Below are 14,879 nucleotides of genomic sequence, written 5' to 3'. Positions count from 1 at the left end.
CCGCGATGCCCGGGCCGAAAGTTGATACCGGAGGCCGCCGCAGTCCCGGTTGCCTATGAAGAAGGTCCTCGCGAGCGTCGGAATCGGGAACGCGACGGTGGACACAGTGCTCGAAACGACCTCGGTGTCGCCGGGCGACACCGTGGACGCGCGCATCGAAATCGACGGCGGCGACGCCGAACAGGAGGTCGGCGCGGTCAGGCTCGAACTGGAGACGGAGTTCCTCACGGAGGACGAGGGCTACCGCGACGCCGACCTCCGGACGTACACACTCTCGGAAGGGTTCACCATCGAACCCGGCGAGGAGCGGACCATCGGGACGCAGCTCGACGTCCCGTACGAGACGCCGCTGACCGTCGGCGGCACCGAGGTCTGGGTGGAGACGGAACTCGACATCTCGATGGCGGTCGACCCCGAGGACGTCGACTACCTCGACGTGGAGCCGACGCCGCGGATGGCCGCGACGTTCGACGCCATGGAGAAACTCGGCTTCTCGCTGCACAGCGTCGAGGTGTCCGCCGACCCGTTCGACCGCTACTTCGGCTCGCGGTTCGCCCAGGAGTTCGAGTACGTCCCGGCCAGCGGCGAGTTCGCCGGCGACGTCGACGAAGTGGAGCTGCTGGTGCAGGACGGCGACGACGAACTGGACGTGTTCGTCGAGGTCGACCGGCGCGGCGGCGTGTTCACCGAACTCGCGGAGGCCGACGAGGAGCGCGCCCGGTTCAGCGTCGGCGACGGCGACGCAGACGTCGACGCGCTCGCCGAGCGGCTCCGAGACGAAATCGCCGCGCTCTCCTGACGGCAACGGAAGCGACGCGGCGACGCGGCCCGGAAGCCCCCGAACCGGGCTCCGCGCCGCGACACGACTTTGGCGTCGCGGGCCGTGGGTGAGGCATGGACATCGCCGTGCTGCTGTTCGACGGATTCGACGAACTGGACGCCGTCGCGCCGTTCGAGGTCTTCCGGAACGCGGAGGCGTTCGGCGCCCCGTTCGACACGCGGCTCGTGACGCTGGACGGCGCCGACACCGTGACCGCGAGCCACGGGATGCGCGTCGGCGCCGAGGGCGCGCTGTCCGCGCCCGGCGACGTCGACCTGCTTCTCGTCCCGGGCGGCGGCTGGAACAGCGGCCGCGACGTCGGCGTCCGCGCGGAGTACGACCGCGGCGCCATCCCGGACGCCGTCGCGGCGCACCACGACGCCGGCGCCGTCGTCGCGTCCGTCTGCACCGGCGGCATGCTGCTCGCGAAAGCCGGCGTCCTCGACGGCAGGCCGGCGACGACGCACGGGTCGGCGCTCGACGACCTCCGCGCCAGCGACGCGGACGTCCGCGATGAGCGCGTCGTCGACGACGGCGACGTCCTCACCGCCGGCGGCGTCACCTCCGGGCTCGACCTCGCGCTCCACGTCGTCGCCCGCGAAGCCGGCGCCGACGTCGCCGACCGGGTCGCCGACGAAATCGAGTACGACCGCCGGTTCGAGCCGTACGTCGCGGACTGACGCGACGCAGAGCCCGGGCGGCGAGGCTCAGTCGGCCGTCGCGGCGGCGGCCTCCCGCAGCGCGTCGTAGGCGTCGGCGTTCGCCGCGGCGACGGCGTCGGGGTCGGCGCGCTGCTCGGCGGTCAGCGCCGGAAGCCGGTGGGTGCTCACCGGGTCGACCAGTTCGGTGAGCGGCCCGACGCGCTCCTCCAGTTGGCCCTGCTGGTCGCTTCCGGCGACGGCTTCGCGGGCGACGCCCCAGCGGTCGCCGTCGTAGATGCGCGCCCGCCCCGGGTCCACCACGGCGACGGCGTCGTAGTCGACGTCGCGGAGCGGGTCGGCGATGTCGCTGTACGACTCCACGAGCGCCGCGTCCGCCGCCCGGACCGCCTCGGTCGTCCGCTCCAGCGCCGGGACGTGGAGGTCGCGCATCGCGTCGTTGAACGCGGCAACCGAGTCGACCTCGCGCGCGTCGCCGAGCGGGAGGCTGTCGCGGACGACCGACGGAATCAGGTCCGCCTCCGCCGCCGCGGCGTTCACGACCCACTCGGCGGAGTCGGCTCCGTCCTCGCCACCGCTCCCGGCTCCGACGGACACCCGGTCGACGAGGAACGTCCGCCCCTGCTCGCCGAGCATCCCGGTTCGGCCCGGAGTCGGACGCCAGAGCCGGTGAATCGGGTTCCGCGCCTCCGGAGCGACTGTCGGCGCCGCAGCGTCGACGAGTCGGGAGACGTCCTTGCCGTACAGTCTGCCGTCGTCGGTGGCGGCGCGGACGTCGTCGTGGTCGAACCAGTAGTCGTTGCCGGCGCGGGGCTTGAACGCGGCGAGCACCTCCTCGGCCGCCGCGAAGCCGACGGCGAACGTGGTTTTCCCGGCGTCGACGCGGTCGCCGCCGGCGACCAGTACCTTCACCGCTCGCCGCCCTCGTCGGCGGCCGACTCGTCGGACTCGGTGGAATCGGCGGGTTCGCCGGACTCCGCGGATTCTACGGCCGACTCTTTCAGCCCGTAAAAGCCCGGTTCCTCGTCGGTCCGGGGCTCCGCGACCACGAGGTCGTCGGCGTTCTGCATCACCCACGGAATCGCCCAGTCGAGGAGGATTTCCTCCGTCCCCTCGTCTATCTCCGCGTCCGGCTCCAGCCCCTGGAGGAGGCGGGCGATTTCGTACACCGTGTACATCGAATCGGCGGACAGCAGTTCGCTCGGCGTGTAGAAGTCACACGGGTGCAGCTCCGGGAACTCGGATTTCGGCGTGGGCATGGCGTCCGCTTCGGGCGGCCGCCGGAAAATAGGGACGGATGCGCCGCCGGCTCCGGCGGCATATCCCAACGACTGCGGCTCACTGTGGCTGCCTCCGGCCGACCGCGGCTACCCGAGGTCGGCCGGCGTTCCGCACTCCGGGCACTCGTACTGCATCCCGTCGTCGCCGGGGAGCGCGGCGAGCGCGTCGTGGCCGCACTCGCGGCACTCCAGCGGTATCCGTATCTCCGTCGAGTCGCGCGGCGCGCCGAGCGCGAACGCGACGACGTCGTCGTCTCCTTCGTTCCGGCCGGTCTGGTACTCGCCGGGCGCGAACCGGACCGCCTCGTTCGGCCCGACCGCGAACTCCTCGTCGGGCGTCTCGAACGTCGCGGTTCCCTCCACGACGACGAACACCTCCTCCTGGTCGAGGTGCGTGTGGAGGCCGCCGGAGAAGCTGTCGCCGGGGCTGAGCCGGTAGTAGTTGAGCGCGAGCCCGTCGGTGTCGAGCGGCGCCGTCAGGCCGCGGTAGTCGACGTCTCGTCCGCCGGGAACGGACGGTTCGACGTCGTCGATGTCGACGTGTTCCATGCCGGCCGATGTGTCGGCCGCGACCTAAAGCTAGCGCCGGCTACGTCCGTCCGCCGCCGAGCCGCGCGGCTCACGGGTCGGCGCCGTGCGAAAAACTGTGGAAACTGCTCGGGCCTGTCGGCCCGGTCGTCGCTGCCGGGGCGAAGCCGCCGCGTTACTCGAACAGTTCGACGGCGTGTTCGTAGCGGTCGGCGGGTTCTTCCCAGTCGACGACCTCGAAGAACGCGTCGATGAAGTCGCCGCGCGCCGGGCCGTAGTCGTGGTAGTACGAGTGCTCCCAGACGTCGAGCGCGAGAATCGGGTGGCCGCCCCAGATCGCGCCGTTGTCGTGGCCGTCCACCACGACGTTCCGCAGCTGGTTTGAGAAGCTGTCGTACACCAGCAGCGCCCAGCCCGACGCGTCCTTCGCGGCCGCCTCGAACTCCGCCTTCCACGCGTCGTACGACCCGAAGTCCTCCTGAATCGCCGCCGCGAGCGCACCCGAAGGCTCGTCGCCGCCTTCCGGGCTCATGTTCTGCCAGAACAGGTCGTGCAGAATGTGCCCCGACGAGTTGTGCGTCACGTCCCGAATCGCGCCCGCAGACGACGACACGTCCCCGGACTCACGGTTCGCCTCCAGCGTCTCCTCCGCACTGTTCCAGCCGTTCACGTACCCCTGATGGTGCGTGTCGTGATGCCACGTCAGCACCTGCTCTGAAATGTGCGGCTCCAGCGCGTCGTACTCGTACGGCAACGGATCAAGTTCGTACTCGCTCATTGTAATGTCCCTCCGAACGGCTGTTCGCCCGGGACGCTGTTAAAGGTTGAGCAGCGGTCTGCTAGCAGTTCACAGGCCTGGTTCGGGCCGACGCGGCTACCGCATCCGTGCGGCCTGTGCGGCGAGGTCGACGTCGTGCGCCGGGTCGGTCGTGACGCTCGGTCCGTGGCCGGCGTGGAGTTCGGTGACGTCGTCGCCGACGCGGTCGCGGAGCCGGTCGATGCTGTCGACGAGCAGGTCGCGGTCGCCCTCCGCCAGGTCGGTGCGGCCGAAGCCGCCGTTCTCGAAGACGAGGTCGCCGGCGAACAGCGCGCCGGTCTCGTCGCTGAACAGGCAGAGGTGATCGTCCTTGTGACCGGGCGTGTGGAGCGCCTCGAACGAAGCGGTTCCGAGCCGCACCATTTCGCCGTCGGGGAGTTCGTTGTCGACGGCCGGCTGGCTCGGGTCGAACCCCCACGTCTCCACGTCGAACGCCTCGCGGACGTCCGCGAGCGTCCCGATGTGGTCCGGGTGCGTGTGCGTCAGCACCACCGCGTCGAGGTCGTCGACGTGTTCGCGGACCGCCGCGGCGACGTCAAAGTTCGACCCGGTGTCGACGAGGACGCGGCGGCCGTGGTCGCCGTCGTCGTCCGCGGCCCCTGCCGCCTCGGAGGCCGGCCCGGAGACCAGGAAGGCGTTGCTGGTGAACGACTGGACGCCGGCGGCGAGGTTCCGAATCATGTGTCCGTCTGGGCGCCCCGGCGCCTTTCGTGTTCCCCTTCGGCGCCGCGCGGGTCGAGGTGGCACCACGGTGACAGCGCGAGCGGCGTGGCGTGAGGGTTTTTAGTGTCGCCGCGCGCGGATGGAGTATGAAGCAGTACCTCGACACCGTCGAGCGCGTTCTGCGCGACGGCTCGCACAAGCCGAACCGGACCGGTGTCGACACGATCTCGTCGTTCTCCGAGCACTACACGGTCGACCTCGCCGAGGGGTTCCCGCTGCTGACGACGAAGGACCTCTCCGGGTTCCGCTGGAACTCGCTGATCCACGAACTGCTGTGGTATCTCTCCGGTGAGGAGCACGTCCGGAATCTGCGCGAGGAGACCGGTATCTGGGACGCGTGGGCCGACGACGAGGGCCACCTCGACACCGCCTACGGCCGGTTCTGGCGGCGGTTCCCGGTGCCGGAGGAGGGGCTGACCGGCGAGACGTGGCCGGACGACGACCACCGGTGGATGAACGACGACGAACGCACCTTCGACCAGCTCCAGTACGTGCTCGACACGCTGGAGGAGAACCCGCAGTCCCGCCGCATCGTCGTGAACGCCTGGCACCCCGCGAACGCGACGGTGTCGACGCTGCCGCCGTGTCACTACACGTTCGTGTTCAACGTCCAGGGCGACCGGCTGAACCTCCACCTGACTCAGCGGTCGGGCGACGTCGCGCTCGGCGTCCCGTTCAACGTCGCCGCCTACAGCATCCTGCTGACCGCGGTCGCACAGCGAACCGGGTTCGAGCCCGGCGAGTTCGCTCACAGCATCGTCGACACCCACATCTACTGCGGCACCGGCGACCGCGGCGACTGGTACGCCGACAACCTCGACCGGCTCTCCGACCGCGTCGCCGCCGTCGACGACCGCGACGGGTTCCGCGACGTCGCCGACTGGCTGGAGTCCGAGGCGCCGCCGGAGGCCGACGGCGAGGAGGACTACGACCACGTCCCGGGGATGCTCGAACAGCTCTCGCGGGAGCCGCGCGACCGGCCGACCATCGACGTCGCCGACAAGCCCCTGGAGGAACTGACGTTCGACGACATCCGGCTGTCGGAGTACGACCCGGCGCCGGGCATCCGGTTCGCGGTCGCGGAGTAGCCGTGGACCTGGTCCTCATCGTCGCCGTCGCCGACAACGGCGTCATCGGCGCCGACGGCGACATCCCGTGGCACCTCCCGGCCGACCTCCGGCACTTCAAGGAGACGACGACCGGCCACCCGGTCATCATGGGGCGGCGCACCTACGAGTCCATCGCGCGCGACCTCGGCGGCCCGCTCCCCGGTCGGACCAACATCGTCCTGTCGCGGTCGGAGCCGGACCTCCCGGACGACGTCGTGGTCGCCGACTCCGTCGACGCCGCGGTCGACGCCGCGGAAGCGACCGGCGCCGACGCCGCCTACGTCGCCGGCGGCGGCGCGGTGTACGAACAGTTCCTCGACCGCGCCGACCGCATGGTGGTCACGGAACTGCACGACCGCTACGAGGGGGACACCTACTTCCCGGAGCCGGACTGGTCCGCGTGGCGCGAAACCGACCGCGAACGCGGCGACGACTTCGACATCGTGACGTACGAACGCCGGGAGCCGTAGCGGGGACCGCCGCCGACGCGGACGCGGATCCCGAGGCTGCGCGGTCCGTCAGTCGAACGCGTCGGCGCCGGCGTCCGCACCGGCACCGGCGTCGGCGCCGACGTCGGCCTCGGCCACGTCGTCGGCGTCGGCTCCGCCGGAATCGTCGTCGCTGGCGGCGGCGGTTCGGTCCCGTTCGACCGCGGTCCGGCCGACGGGAGAGGCGAGCGTCGAGAACGCCGAGCGCGCCGCGGCGTCGACTCGGTCGAGCGCGCTCGTCGGTTCGAAAACGAACCCCGATTCGGTCGGGACGATTCGCGACGGCGGCGTTTCCACCTGCGGCGGGTCCGCGGGCGCGTCGTCCCACGAGTCGGGCAGGTCCGCTCTCCACTGCATACGACCGACCAGACGGGGACGCACGGATAACCCCGCGAATCCGTGTCCGGAACGCGGACGCCGCGGGACACCGACGGAATCCGGCGGATCCGGAACCGTTTTTCGTCGCCGAACTCGGCTGCGGCCGCCAGGGCTTAGGTGCCTGAATACGCGTGGTGGGGTATGCCGAGCAAGGCGACGTTCGAACTGTTCGAGGACGACGGCGGCGAGTGGCGGTGGCATCTGACCCACGACAACGGGAACATCATCGCCGACTCCGGCGAAGGGTACGCCTCCAAACAGAAGGCGCGCGAAGGGCTCCAGAGCGTGAAGGAGAACGCGCCCGGCGCCGACGTCGTGGAACTGGACGACTGACCGGACGGCGCGGCGGAGCGCGGGCCGCCGGCTAAAAATCCTTTTAGGGAGGCTTTTTCCGGCGGGAGCACCTAGCCGAAGTCGATGAGTGCAACCGCGACGACACAGGCTGTCGGTGAGACCCGATGAGAGGGAACGACCAGCAGGCGTACGACCGCGGGACGTCGCTGTTCTCGCCTGACGGCCGCATCTACCAGGTCGAGTACGCGCGCGAGGCGGTTTCGCGCGGCGCGCCGTCGCTCGGCATCCGGACGGCCGACGGCGTCGTCCTGGCCGCGCAGGCGCAGGCGTCCTCCAGCCTGATGGAGTCGGAGTCCATCGAGAAGCTGCACAAGCTCGACGACCACGTCGGGACCGCGTCGGCCGGCCACGTCGCCGACGCCCGGCAGCTCATCGACTTCGCGCGCCGCATGGCGCAGGGCAACCGGCTCCGCTACCGCGAGCCGGTCGGCGTCGAGACGCTGACGAAGTACGTCACCGACCACATCCAGGAGAACACGCAGATGGGCGGCACGCGGCCGTACGGCGCCGCGCTGCTCATCGGCGGCATCGAGAACGGCGAGCCGCGGCTGTTCGGCGCCGACCCGTCCGGGACGCCCCACGAGTGGAAGGCGACCGCCATCGGCGGCTCCCGACAGGACATCCAGGACTTCCTCGAAGAGCACTGGGCGGACGACCTGGCGCTCGACGACGGCGTCGACCTCGCGCTCCGCGCGCTGCTGCAGGCCGACGACGAACTCACCGCCGCAGACCTCAGCGTCGCCACCATCACCGAGGACGGCGGCTACACGACGCTGACGGCGGACGAACTCGCCGAGCGCGTCGAGGACCTGCCGGACGACGGCGGCGACGACGCCGACGACGAGGAGTAACGACCGCGCCTGTCGCAGACGCCGGCTCCCCGGCCGCGTCCGCCGACCGAGTCCGCTGACCGCACGCCGACCGCTTCCGTTTTCGCGACCGCCACGCTGCGAGCAGCGGCGCCCGGCGAACCGAGGAACCGGGGGACCGGCGGGAACGGCGCTCCGGAACAGCACGGCCGGCGGTCGGCAGCAGCGTCGTCCTCGGCCGCCGGGCGCGACCGAACCGCACACAGTTTTACTCCCGGCCGGCTCCTGGCTCGGGTATGGACCACTCCGCCGCGGCGACGCTCGACGGCATCACGGTGTACCCGGTGAAGGCGCTGGACGGCGTCGGCGTCGACGACGCCCGAATCGGCGACGCCGGCGGCCTCGTCAGGGACCGGGAGTTCGCGGTGGTCGACGCGGACGGCGACTACGTGAACGGGAAGAACGAGCGGCGCATCCACCGCGTCAGCGCCGACTTCGACCTGGGCCGGCGGACCGTCCGGCTCGCCGCGCCGCGCGACGACGACGCGCCGGCCGCCGCCGAATTCGGCCTCGACGACGACCGCGGCGGCGTCGAGTCGTGGCTCGCGGACTTCCTGGGCTACGACGTCTCGGTCGTCGGCGAAGACCCGGCGGGGTACCCGGACGACGAGGCGGCGGACGGGCCGACCGTCGTGTCCACGGGGACGCTCGCCGAGGTGGCGTCGTGGTTCGACGGCGTCGACGCGGCCGAGATGAAGCGCCGGCTCAGACCGAACCTCGTCGTCGACGCCGCCGAGGCGTTCTGGGAGGACCGGCTGTTCGGCTCCCGCGGCGACCGCGTCCGGTTCCGCGTCGGCGACGTCGCGCTCGACGGCGTGAACCCCTGTCAGCGCTGCGTCGTCCCGACCCGCGACCCTGACACCGGGGAGGCGACGCCGGGGTTCCGCGAGCGGTTCGTCGAGCGGCGCCGGGAGACGATGCCGCCGTGGAGCGGCGGCGACTGGTTCGACCACGACTACCGGCTGATGGTGAACACCGAGGTGCCGGCGTCGTCGCGCGGCGACCGGTTCCGCGTCGGCGACGACGTCGTCATCGCCGACGAGTGACGCCCTACTCCGGGTCGTCGCCGGCCCGACCACCCTGACTGGCCCGCACGAACACCGCGGCGGCGACGAAGAGCGCCACGGTCGTCGCGGCGCCCGCGGCTGCGGGCGGAATCGGCGGCGCGTCGCCGACGGCCCGCATCGACGCGGGAACGGAGTGAACGCCGACACCGGCCGCTATCGGCGCGGCGAACGCGACGACCGAGGCCAGCAGCCGCCGGGCCGGGGCGGAGAGGTGCCGGACGAACGGCAGCGTCGCGCCCGGGCCGCGTCGCCGCGGCATCTCAGGCGTTCTGCTCTCGGTACTCCTCGTACTCCTCGGGCGTGAACGTCTTGATTTCGAGCGCGTGGACCTCCTCGGTCATCGCGTCGCCGACGGCGTCGTACACGCGCTGGTGCTGGGCGACCAGCGACTCCCCCTCGAACGCCGGCGAGACGACGACGGCGGCGAAGTGCTGGTCCTCGTGCTCCTCGTCGGGCGCGCGCGGCGTCGTCACGGTGGCGTCTGCGTCGTCGATGCCGGCTTCGATGGCGGCTTCGACGTCGGCTGCGTTCATCGTCATGGACGCACGTCGGCGACGAGCCCGGAAAAAGCGGTCGGTGCCGGCGGTCAGCGCAGGTCCGCGTAGTGGTCGAACAGGCCGGCGAACCGCGCGACGGTCCGCTCCTCGGCGGCGGCCGCGTTCAGCCCGACGACCGTCGCCGCGTCGCCGCCGCGCGCCCGGTCGAGCACCTGCGAGGTGAGCCGGTAGACGTTCGACGGGTCGGCGTACAGCAGCAGGAACTGGAGGTCCTCCCAGAGCAGCCACCCCTCGCCGGGCTTGACGTACTCCATCGCCTGTGACACCCGGACTGAGATGCCGGTGAGGTCGCTCGGGTCGACCGGCGACGACACCCACAGCGGCCCGTCGTACGACACCGGCGACCCGGTCACCGGGACGTGGCCGCACTGCCCCGGGTCGCCGCCGCGGCGCTCGATGGCGGCCTCGACGCGCCCCGGCTGGCTCGGCGAGATGACGAGCGCGTTGTCGAACGCGGCCGCCGGGACGCACCCGACCAGCGAGTCCATCGCCTCCAGCAGCACGAGCGTCGCGTCGCCGAACTCCGCCGCGAGTTCGCTCCCCGCCGCGTCGACGTCCGCGGACCCGCCGTCGCTCCGCAGCGCCGCGGCGGTCTGTTCGAACCGCGCCGCCGCAGGGACGCCGGAGTCGGGCCGGGCCGGGTCGTCGCCGTCAGTTATCATCGGTGAACCCTCCTTCGCCGGTGGAGACGGGCGGCGGGGACTCCTCGGTCAGGTCGCCGCGGTCGAGGCGGACGAACGGCTTCGCGAACAGCAGCACGCCGACGAACACCGCCAGCGCGGCCGCCAGTTCGAGCACCCTGCTGACGAACGGCGCGCCCGCAAGGTCCGCGAGGTAGGACGCGGTCAGCGTCACGAAGCCGGCAGTGAGCGACACGAACGCCTCCGTGTACGCGATGTTTCGCGCGTACCGGACCACCGGGTAGAGCAGCAGCAGGCTGACCGCGGTGAGCGCCCCGGCCTGCGCGAGCAGGACGGCCTCGTGGACGTTCACAGCGACCACCTCCCGCTGAGCAGCAGCGCCCCGCGGACCGCCGCGAGCAGCGCCGCGCCGATGGCCGCCGTCGACAGCACGAGGTGGAACACGGCCGGCGTCGCGACGCCGAGAATCATCGGGATATTCACGACGAGGTACGCGGCGAGAACCACCGGTATCGGCCGCAGTATCCCGCCGAACGGGGCGTCGCGGAAGCCGTACGCCGCGAGGACGGCCGGCGGCAGCGACGCCGCGAGCACCAGCGTCGTCAACAGCAGCAGCGTCGACTGATGCGACATGGCTCGCGCCGACGGCGGCCACCGTCGTAAACGTTCCCCGCGTTCCGGGCGGCCGGGAGCCGGAACGAAGCCGAGCCGGCGACTCGCCGGGGGTCCGCGACGACCTCGGCGGAGTTTTGGGGGAGCGCGAAGACGCCGAGGTATGGAGATCGTCGACTACGACCTGTACGCGGTTCCGCCGCGCTGGCTGTTCCTCCGCATCGAGACGAGCGACGGCACGGTCGGCTGGGGGGAGCCGGTCGTCGAGGGGCGTACGCGCAGCGTGAAGGAAGCGGTGGCTGAGCTCGTCGAGGACTACCTGCTCGGCGAGGACCCGTTGCCGGTCGCCGACCACTGGGAGCGGCTGTACCGCGGCGGCTTCTACCGCGGCGGCCCCGTCCTCATGTCCGCCATCGCCGGTATCGACCAGGCGCTGTGGGACATCAAAGGCAAGCACTTGGGCGCGCCGGTCCACGAACTGCTCGGCGGCCCGGTCCGCGACCGCGTCCGCGTCTACCAGTGGGTCGGCGGCGACCGCCCCGAGGGCGTCGCCGAGGCGGCCGAAGCGAAGGTCGACGCCGGCTTCACGGCGCTGAAGATGAACGCGACGCCGGAGCTGGAGCGCGTCGAGTCGCCGGCGACCGTCGAGCGGGCGGCCGAGCGGCTCCGCGTCGTCCGCGAGGCCGTCGGCGACGACGTCGACATCGGCGTCGACTTCCACGGCCGCGCGACCAAGACCGCCGCGAAACAGCTCGCCGCGGCGCTCGAACCGCACGACCCGTTCTTCATCGAGGAGCCGGTGCTCCCCGAACACAACGACGCGCTCGCCGACATCGCCGCCAGCACGTCGACGCCCATCGCGACCGGTGAGCGCATGTTCCACCGGACCGACTTCAAGCAGGTGTTCGAGTCGAACGCCGTCGACGTCGTCCAGCCGGACCTGAGCCACGCCGGCGGCATCACGGAGTGCCACCGCATCGCGACGATGGCGGGCGCGTACGACGTGTCGGTCGCGCCGCACTGCCCGCTCGGCCCCGTCGCGCTCGCCTCCTGCCTGCAACTCGACGCGGCGGTTCCGAACGCGCTCATCCAAGAGCAGAGCCTCGACATCCACTACAACGAGACCAGCGACGTCCTCGACTACCTCGCCGACCCGTCCGTCTTCGAGTACGAGGACGGCTTCGTCCCGGTGCCGGACGGCCCCGGGCTCGGCATCGACGTCGACGAGGACGTCCTCGCGGAGCGCGACGGCCACGACGACTGGCACAACCCGGTGTGGCGCCGCCCCGACGGCTCGGTCGCCGAGTGGTGACCCCGAGTCCGCGCCGACCCGTCCGTCCACGGCGACCTCCGCATACCGTGAAGTGACTGGCGCCGAAACCGCGAGACGAACGACCCGACCATGTCCACGCCAGCCCTCCATCAACAGCGCGACGCAGACCGGGTGAGTGCTCGTGCCGCGTGAACGACACAGAATCGCGGTTTACGGCCTCGCCGCACTCGTCTGTGGGGCACTGACAGTCCGGGCCGTGGTGCGGGGAAGTGACCTGTTTCAGGCCGTGCTGCTCGCCGCAGCGACCGCGTACCTGCTCGGCGCCGCCGCGCCCGCGGTCCACGACCGCGTGCCGCACTACGAGCGCGTCGCCGCCATTCCGCTCGGCCTGCTCGGCGTCGTCGCCGCCGCGGTCGGCGTCCCCACCGACCTCCCCGTACTGTTCATCCTCCTCGGCGCGGCGGCGGTCGTGGACCTCCGCTGGGACCCGACGGGGAACGTCCACGGCGCCGACGACTGACCGCCGGAACGCACCAGAGAAACGGCAGACACCGAAACGACCGACAACGAAACGACGGACTGCGAAAATCAGCGAGTGGGCGCGGTTACGCGCCGACTACTTGCCTTCGAACTCCGGTTCCTCGTCGGACATGAACGCCGTGACGCCCTCCATCAGGTCGTCGGTGTTCATGAGGTGGCCGAACGCCATCGCCTCGATTTCGAGGCCGGCGTCCTCGTCGGTGCGGCCCTCGTGCATCGCGCGCTTCGTGTACCGCTGGGCGATGGGCGGGCCGGCGGCGAGGTCGCGGGCGAGTTCGAGCCCGCGCTCTTGCAGTTGGTCGTTCGGCACGACCTCGTTGATGAAGCCGTACCGCTCCATCGTCTCGGCGTCGTAGCGGTCGGCGGTGAAGATTATCTCCTTCGCGCGGCCCTCGCCGACGATGTTGCTGAGCCGCTGGGTGCCGCCCCACCCGGGGAGCAGCCCGAGGTTGTGCTCGGGCTGGCCGAGTTCGGAGCGCTCGGAGGCGACGCGGAGGTCCGCGGCGGTCGCCAGTTCCATGCCGCCGCCGAGGCAGTAGCCGTCGATTGCGGCGACGACCGGGAGGTCGGACGACTCCAGTTTCCCGAACGTGGACTGGCCCTTCCGGGAGAGCTCGACGGCCGACAGCGAGTCGCTGCCGCCGACGGCCATCGACTGCACGTCGGCGCCGGCGGAGAACGCCCGGTCGCCCTCGCCGGTGACGAGGATGGACCGGACGTCGTCGTCGGATTCGAGCGCCTCCACGGCGAGCCCGAGTTCTTCCAGCATCTCCTCCGAGACCGTGTTCATGCGGTGCGGCCGGTCGAGGACGATGCGGCCGACGCGGCCGTCGCGCTCGACGCGGATCGCCTCGTACTCCACGCCGCCCTCCTCGCCGCCGCCGTCGCCGTAGAAGCCTTCATCGGCGGCGACGAGCCGCTGGAGCGTGTCGGCCGGCTCGTAGCGGGCCGCGCCCGTCTCGTCGTGGAGCGACGCCAGCGTGTCGAGCAGCACGTCGAGTCCCTCCTCGTCGGCCATCTTGGCCGGGCCGTCCGGGAAGCCGGCGCCGAGCTTGACGGCCCGGTCGATCGCCTCCGCGTCGGCGACGTCGTTGCCGACGAGCGCCGCCACCTCGTTCGCCATCACGGCCAGCAGGCGCCGCCGGACGTCCTCGCGAATCTCGTCGGAGGGGATGTCCGCGCCGCCGTTCTCGTAGTCGTAGAACCCGGCGCCGGTCTTCTTGCCGAGCTCGTCGTTGTCGACTTTCTCTTCGAGCAGCGGGCACGGCTCGTAGGCGTCGCCGAGGACGCTGTGCATGTACTCGAGGACGTGGTAGCCGACGTCGATGCCGACCTGGTCTGCGAGTTCGAAGCTCCCCATCGGCAGGCCGACGTCGTACTTCGTCGTGGAGTCGACCTCGGCGACTGTGGCGTCGCCCTCGTGGACCATCCACGCGGCCTCGTTCATCAGCGGGACCAGCACGCGGTTCACGATGAAGCCGGGCGAGTCCTTGCGGACGCGGACCGGCGTCTTCCCCATCCGCTCGGCGACGCCCTCGACCAGCGACAGCGTCTCCTCGCTGCTTGCCTCGCCGGCGATGACCTCGACGAGCTGCATCCGCACCGGCGGATTGAAAAAGTGCATCCCGCAGAACTGCTCGGGCCGGTCCGTCTCCTCGGCCAGCTCGGTGATGGACAGGCTCGACGTGTTCGACGCGAACACGGCGCGCTCCGGCGCGTGCGCTTCGACGTCGGCGTAGACGTCCTTCTTGATGTCCATCTTCTCCGGCACCGCCTCGATGACGAGGTCGGCGTCCGCGACGGCGTCCTCGACGGGGACGACCGGAGTGACGCGGTCCAGCGCGGCCTCCGCGTCGCCCTCGGAAATCTGGTCCTTCTCCGCGAGCTTTTCGAGGCTCCACTCGATCTGCTCGTAGCCGTCCTGGACGAACTCCTCGTTGATGTCGCGCATCCGGACGTCGAACCCGGCGAGCGCGGCCACTTCTGCGATTCCGTGCCCCATGTTCCCGGCGCCGAGCACGGCGACGGTTTCGACCTCTTCTGGGTCCATAGCCGGGTGGTTGGGCGGCCCCGGATTGAACGTTTCCCCTCGAACCACCCGAAACGAACCGCCCGTTCACCGGCGTTTCCGTTCACGCGCCGAAACCCGTTTCCCCCCGCGACG

At 71.2% G+C, this 14,879-nt stretch carries 20 protein-coding genes and 1 pseudogene; 9 read left to right on the top strand and 12 right to left on the bottom strand.

Features of this window, described 5'->3' with window-relative positions; translation table 11 throughout:
- Positions 1–55 precede the first annotated feature (55 nt).
- Positions 56–799: a sporulation protein gene (locus ACQUST_RS12795; RefSeq protein ID WP_435129185.1), complete on the top strand. Its 744-nt coding sequence runs from the start codon at positions 56–58 to the stop codon at positions 797–799.
- A gap of 95 nt (positions 800–894) precedes the next feature.
- A complete protein-coding gene (locus ACQUST_RS12790) occupies positions 895–1,500 on the top strand; it encodes a DJ-1/PfpI family protein (protein ID WP_435129182.1) in 606 nt (201 codons plus the stop codon).
- 27 nt (positions 1,501–1,527) lie between these two features.
- Here ACQUST_RS12790 and ACQUST_RS12785 read toward each other — a convergent pair whose 3' ends face one another.
- The 5 genes from ACQUST_RS12785 to ACQUST_RS12765 all read right to left on the bottom strand — a co-directional run bounded on the left by ACQUST_RS12785 (position 1,528) and on the right by ACQUST_RS12765 (position 4,785).
- Positions 1,528–2,391, bottom strand: coding sequence for an ATPase (locus ACQUST_RS12785; protein WP_435129179.1), 864 nt, complete (start codon positions 2,389–2,391; stop codon positions 1,528–1,530).
- Entirely contained in the window at positions 2,388–2,738 is a 351-nt protein-coding gene (locus ACQUST_RS12780; protein WP_435129177.1) for a DUF5827 family protein, read from the bottom strand. Before ACQUST_RS12780 ends, ACQUST_RS12785 begins: the two co-directional genes overlap by 4 nt.
- 108 nt (positions 2,739–2,846) lie before the next feature.
- On the bottom strand, positions 2,847–3,308 hold the full coding sequence (locus ACQUST_RS12775) for a cupin domain-containing protein (RefSeq protein WP_435129174.1): 462 nt from the start codon (positions 3,306–3,308) through the stop codon (positions 2,847–2,849).
- 154 nt (positions 3,309–3,462) lie between these two features.
- Positions 3,463–4,065, bottom strand: coding sequence for a superoxide dismutase (gene sod, locus ACQUST_RS12770; protein ID WP_435124777.1), 603 nt, complete (start codon positions 4,063–4,065; stop codon positions 3,463–3,465).
- Between the two features lie 96 nt (positions 4,066–4,161).
- Positions 4,162–4,785 carry an MBL fold metallo-hydrolase gene (locus tag ACQUST_RS12765; RefSeq protein ID WP_435129171.1) on the bottom strand — a complete coding sequence of 208 codons (624 nt, stop codon included), beginning with the start codon at positions 4,783–4,785 and terminating at the stop codon, positions 4,162–4,164.
- A 128-nt stretch (positions 4,786–4,913) separates the two neighbouring features.
- Here ACQUST_RS12765 and thyA point away from each other — a divergent pair, with 128 nt between their 5' ends.
- Positions 4,914–5,915: a thymidylate synthase gene (gene thyA, locus ACQUST_RS12760; protein WP_435129168.1), complete on the top strand. Its 1,002-nt coding sequence runs from the start codon at positions 4,914–4,916 to the stop codon at positions 5,913–5,915.
- 2 nt (positions 5,916–5,917) lie between these two features.
- On the top strand, positions 5,918–6,406 hold the full coding sequence (locus tag ACQUST_RS12755) for a dihydrofolate reductase (RefSeq protein ID WP_435129166.1): 489 nt from the start codon (positions 5,918–5,920) through the stop codon (positions 6,404–6,406).
- 48 nt (positions 6,407–6,454) lie between these two features.
- Here ACQUST_RS12755 and ACQUST_RS12750 read toward each other — a convergent pair whose 3' ends face one another.
- Positions 6,455–6,781: a hypothetical protein gene (locus tag ACQUST_RS12750; protein WP_435129164.1), complete on the bottom strand. Its 327-nt coding sequence runs from the start codon at positions 6,779–6,781 to the stop codon at positions 6,455–6,457.
- A gap of 168 nt (positions 6,782–6,949) precedes the next feature.
- On the opposite strand from ACQUST_RS12750, the pseudogene ACQUST_RS12745 reads away from it, so the two are divergent.
- The 3 genes and pseudogenes from ACQUST_RS12745 to ACQUST_RS12735 form a co-directional block, all read left to right on the top strand.
- Positions 6,950–7,135, top strand: a pseudogene (locus ACQUST_RS12745) (HVO_2922 family protein); the annotation flags it as partial.
- A 125-nt stretch (positions 7,136–7,260) separates the two neighbouring features.
- Complete coding sequence (gene psmA / locus ACQUST_RS12740) at positions 7,261–8,007, top strand: archaeal proteasome endopeptidase complex subunit alpha (protein ID WP_435129162.1); 747 nt, start codon at positions 7,261–7,263, stop codon at positions 8,005–8,007.
- Positions 8,008–8,261: 254 nt separating this feature from the next.
- A complete protein-coding gene (locus ACQUST_RS12735) occupies positions 8,262–9,071 on the top strand; it encodes an MOSC domain-containing protein (RefSeq protein WP_435129159.1) in 810 nt (269 codons plus the stop codon).
- 4 nt (positions 9,072–9,075) lie between these two features.
- Here ACQUST_RS12735 and ACQUST_RS12730 read toward each other — a convergent pair whose 3' ends face one another.
- The 5 genes from ACQUST_RS12730 to ACQUST_RS12710 are packed head-to-tail and all read right to left on the bottom strand — an operon-like array spanning position 9,076 to position 10,923.
- A complete protein-coding gene (locus ACQUST_RS12730) occupies positions 9,076–9,351 on the bottom strand; it encodes a hypothetical protein (protein ID WP_435129157.1) in 276 nt (91 codons plus the stop codon).
- Between the two features lies 1 nt (position 9,352).
- Complete coding sequence (locus tag ACQUST_RS12725) at positions 9,353–9,625, bottom strand: BolA family protein (RefSeq protein WP_435129358.1); 273 nt, start codon at positions 9,623–9,625, stop codon at positions 9,353–9,355.
- Between the two features lie 53 nt (positions 9,626–9,678).
- The gene (locus ACQUST_RS12720) at positions 9,679–10,311 is read right to left on the bottom strand and encodes a DUF7504 family protein (protein WP_435129155.1); all 633 of its coding nucleotides are present in this window, start codon (positions 10,309–10,311) and stop codon (positions 9,679–9,681) included.
- A complete protein-coding gene (locus tag ACQUST_RS12715) occupies positions 10,301–10,642 on the bottom strand; it encodes a hypothetical protein (protein ID WP_435129152.1) in 342 nt (113 codons plus the stop codon). The genes ACQUST_RS12720 and ACQUST_RS12715 overlap by 11 nt, the downstream gene beginning before the upstream one ends.
- A complete protein-coding gene (locus ACQUST_RS12710) occupies positions 10,639–10,923 on the bottom strand; it encodes a hypothetical protein (RefSeq protein WP_435129150.1) in 285 nt (94 codons plus the stop codon). Before ACQUST_RS12710 ends, ACQUST_RS12715 begins: the two co-directional genes overlap by 4 nt.
- A gap of 142 nt (positions 10,924–11,065) precedes the next feature.
- Here ACQUST_RS12710 and dgoD point away from each other — a divergent pair, with 142 nt between their 5' ends.
- Both dgoD and ACQUST_RS12700 read left to right on the top strand, forming a co-directional pair.
- On the top strand, positions 11,066–12,214 hold the full coding sequence (gene dgoD, locus ACQUST_RS12705) for a galactonate dehydratase (RefSeq protein WP_435129147.1): 1,149 nt from the start codon (positions 11,066–11,068) through the stop codon (positions 12,212–12,214).
- A 217-nt stretch (positions 12,215–12,431) separates the two neighbouring features.
- The gene (locus ACQUST_RS12700; protein ID WP_435129145.1) at positions 12,432–12,695 is read left to right on the top strand and encodes a hypothetical protein; all 264 of its coding nucleotides are present in this window, start codon (positions 12,432–12,434) and stop codon (positions 12,693–12,695) included.
- Positions 12,696–12,791: 96 nt separating this feature from the next.
- Here the strand turns inward: ACQUST_RS12700 and ACQUST_RS12695 are convergent, their stop codons facing one another.
- Entirely contained in the window at positions 12,792–14,765 is a 1,974-nt protein-coding gene (locus tag ACQUST_RS12695; RefSeq protein ID WP_435129142.1) for a 3-hydroxyacyl-CoA dehydrogenase/enoyl-CoA hydratase family protein, read from the bottom strand.
- Between the last annotated feature and the right edge of the window lie 114 nt (positions 14,766–14,879).

It is taken from the genome of Halobaculum sp. D14, assembly GCF_051195135.1.
Lineage (GTDB): Archaea > Halobacteriota > Halobacteria > Halobacteriales > Haloferacaceae > JBNTKA01.
The sequence above is the reverse complement of the archived record's forward strand: the minus strand, read 5'-3'. Positions and strand labels throughout refer to the sequence as shown.

Excerpts from the sequence above, each read along its gene's own strand:
- ACQUST_RS12795 (WP_435129185.1), top strand. The coding sequence starts at position 56 with ATGAAGAAGGTCCTCGCGAGCGTCGGAATCGGGAACGCGACGGTGGAC.
- ACQUST_RS12790 (WP_435129182.1), top strand. The coding sequence starts at position 895 with ATGGACATCGCCGTGCTGCTGTTCGACGGATTCGACGAACTGGACGCC.
- ACQUST_RS12780 (WP_435129177.1), bottom strand. The coding sequence starts at position 2,738 with ATGCCCACGCCGAAATCCGAGTTCCCGGAGCTGCACCCGTGTGACTTC.
- ACQUST_RS12775 (WP_435129174.1), bottom strand. The coding sequence starts at position 3,308 with ATGGAACACGTCGACATCGACGACGTCGAACCGTCCGTTCCCGGCGGA.
- sod (WP_435124777.1), bottom strand. The coding sequence starts at position 4,065 with ATGAGCGAGTACGAACTTGATCCGTTGCCGTACGAGTACGACGCGCTG.
- ACQUST_RS12765 (WP_435129171.1), bottom strand. The coding sequence starts at position 4,785 with ATGATTCGGAACCTCGCCGCCGGCGTCCAGTCGTTCACCAGCAACGCC.
- thyA (WP_435129168.1), top strand. The coding sequence starts at position 4,914 with ATGAAGCAGTACCTCGACACCGTCGAGCGCGTTCTGCGCGACGGCTCG.
- ACQUST_RS12750 (WP_435129164.1), bottom strand. The coding sequence starts at position 6,781 with ATGCAGTGGAGAGCGGACCTGCCCGACTCGTGGGACGACGCGCCCGCG.
- psmA (WP_435129162.1), top strand. The coding sequence starts at position 7,261 with ATGAGAGGGAACGACCAGCAGGCGTACGACCGCGGGACGTCGCTGTTC.
- ACQUST_RS12735 (WP_435129159.1), top strand. The coding sequence starts at position 8,262 with ATGGACCACTCCGCCGCGGCGACGCTCGACGGCATCACGGTGTACCCG.
- ACQUST_RS12730 (WP_435129157.1), bottom strand. The coding sequence starts at position 9,351 with ATGCCGCGGCGACGCGGCCCGGGCGCGACGCTGCCGTTCGTCCGGCAC.
- ACQUST_RS12725 (WP_435129358.1), bottom strand. The coding sequence starts at position 9,625 with ATGAACGCAGCCGACGTCGAAGCCGCCATCGAAGCCGGCATCGACGAC.
- ACQUST_RS12720 (WP_435129155.1), bottom strand. The coding sequence starts at position 10,311 with ATGATAACTGACGGCGACGACCCGGCCCGGCCCGACTCCGGCGTCCCT.
- ACQUST_RS12710 (WP_435129150.1), bottom strand. The coding sequence starts at position 10,923 with ATGTCGCATCAGTCGACGCTGCTGCTGTTGACGACGCTGGTGCTCGCG.
- dgoD (WP_435129147.1), top strand. The coding sequence starts at position 11,066 with ATGGAGATCGTCGACTACGACCTGTACGCGGTTCCGCCGCGCTGGCTG.
- ACQUST_RS12695 (WP_435129142.1), bottom strand. The coding sequence starts at position 14,765 with ATGGACCCAGAAGAGGTCGAAACCGTCGCCGTGCTCGGCGCCGGGAAC.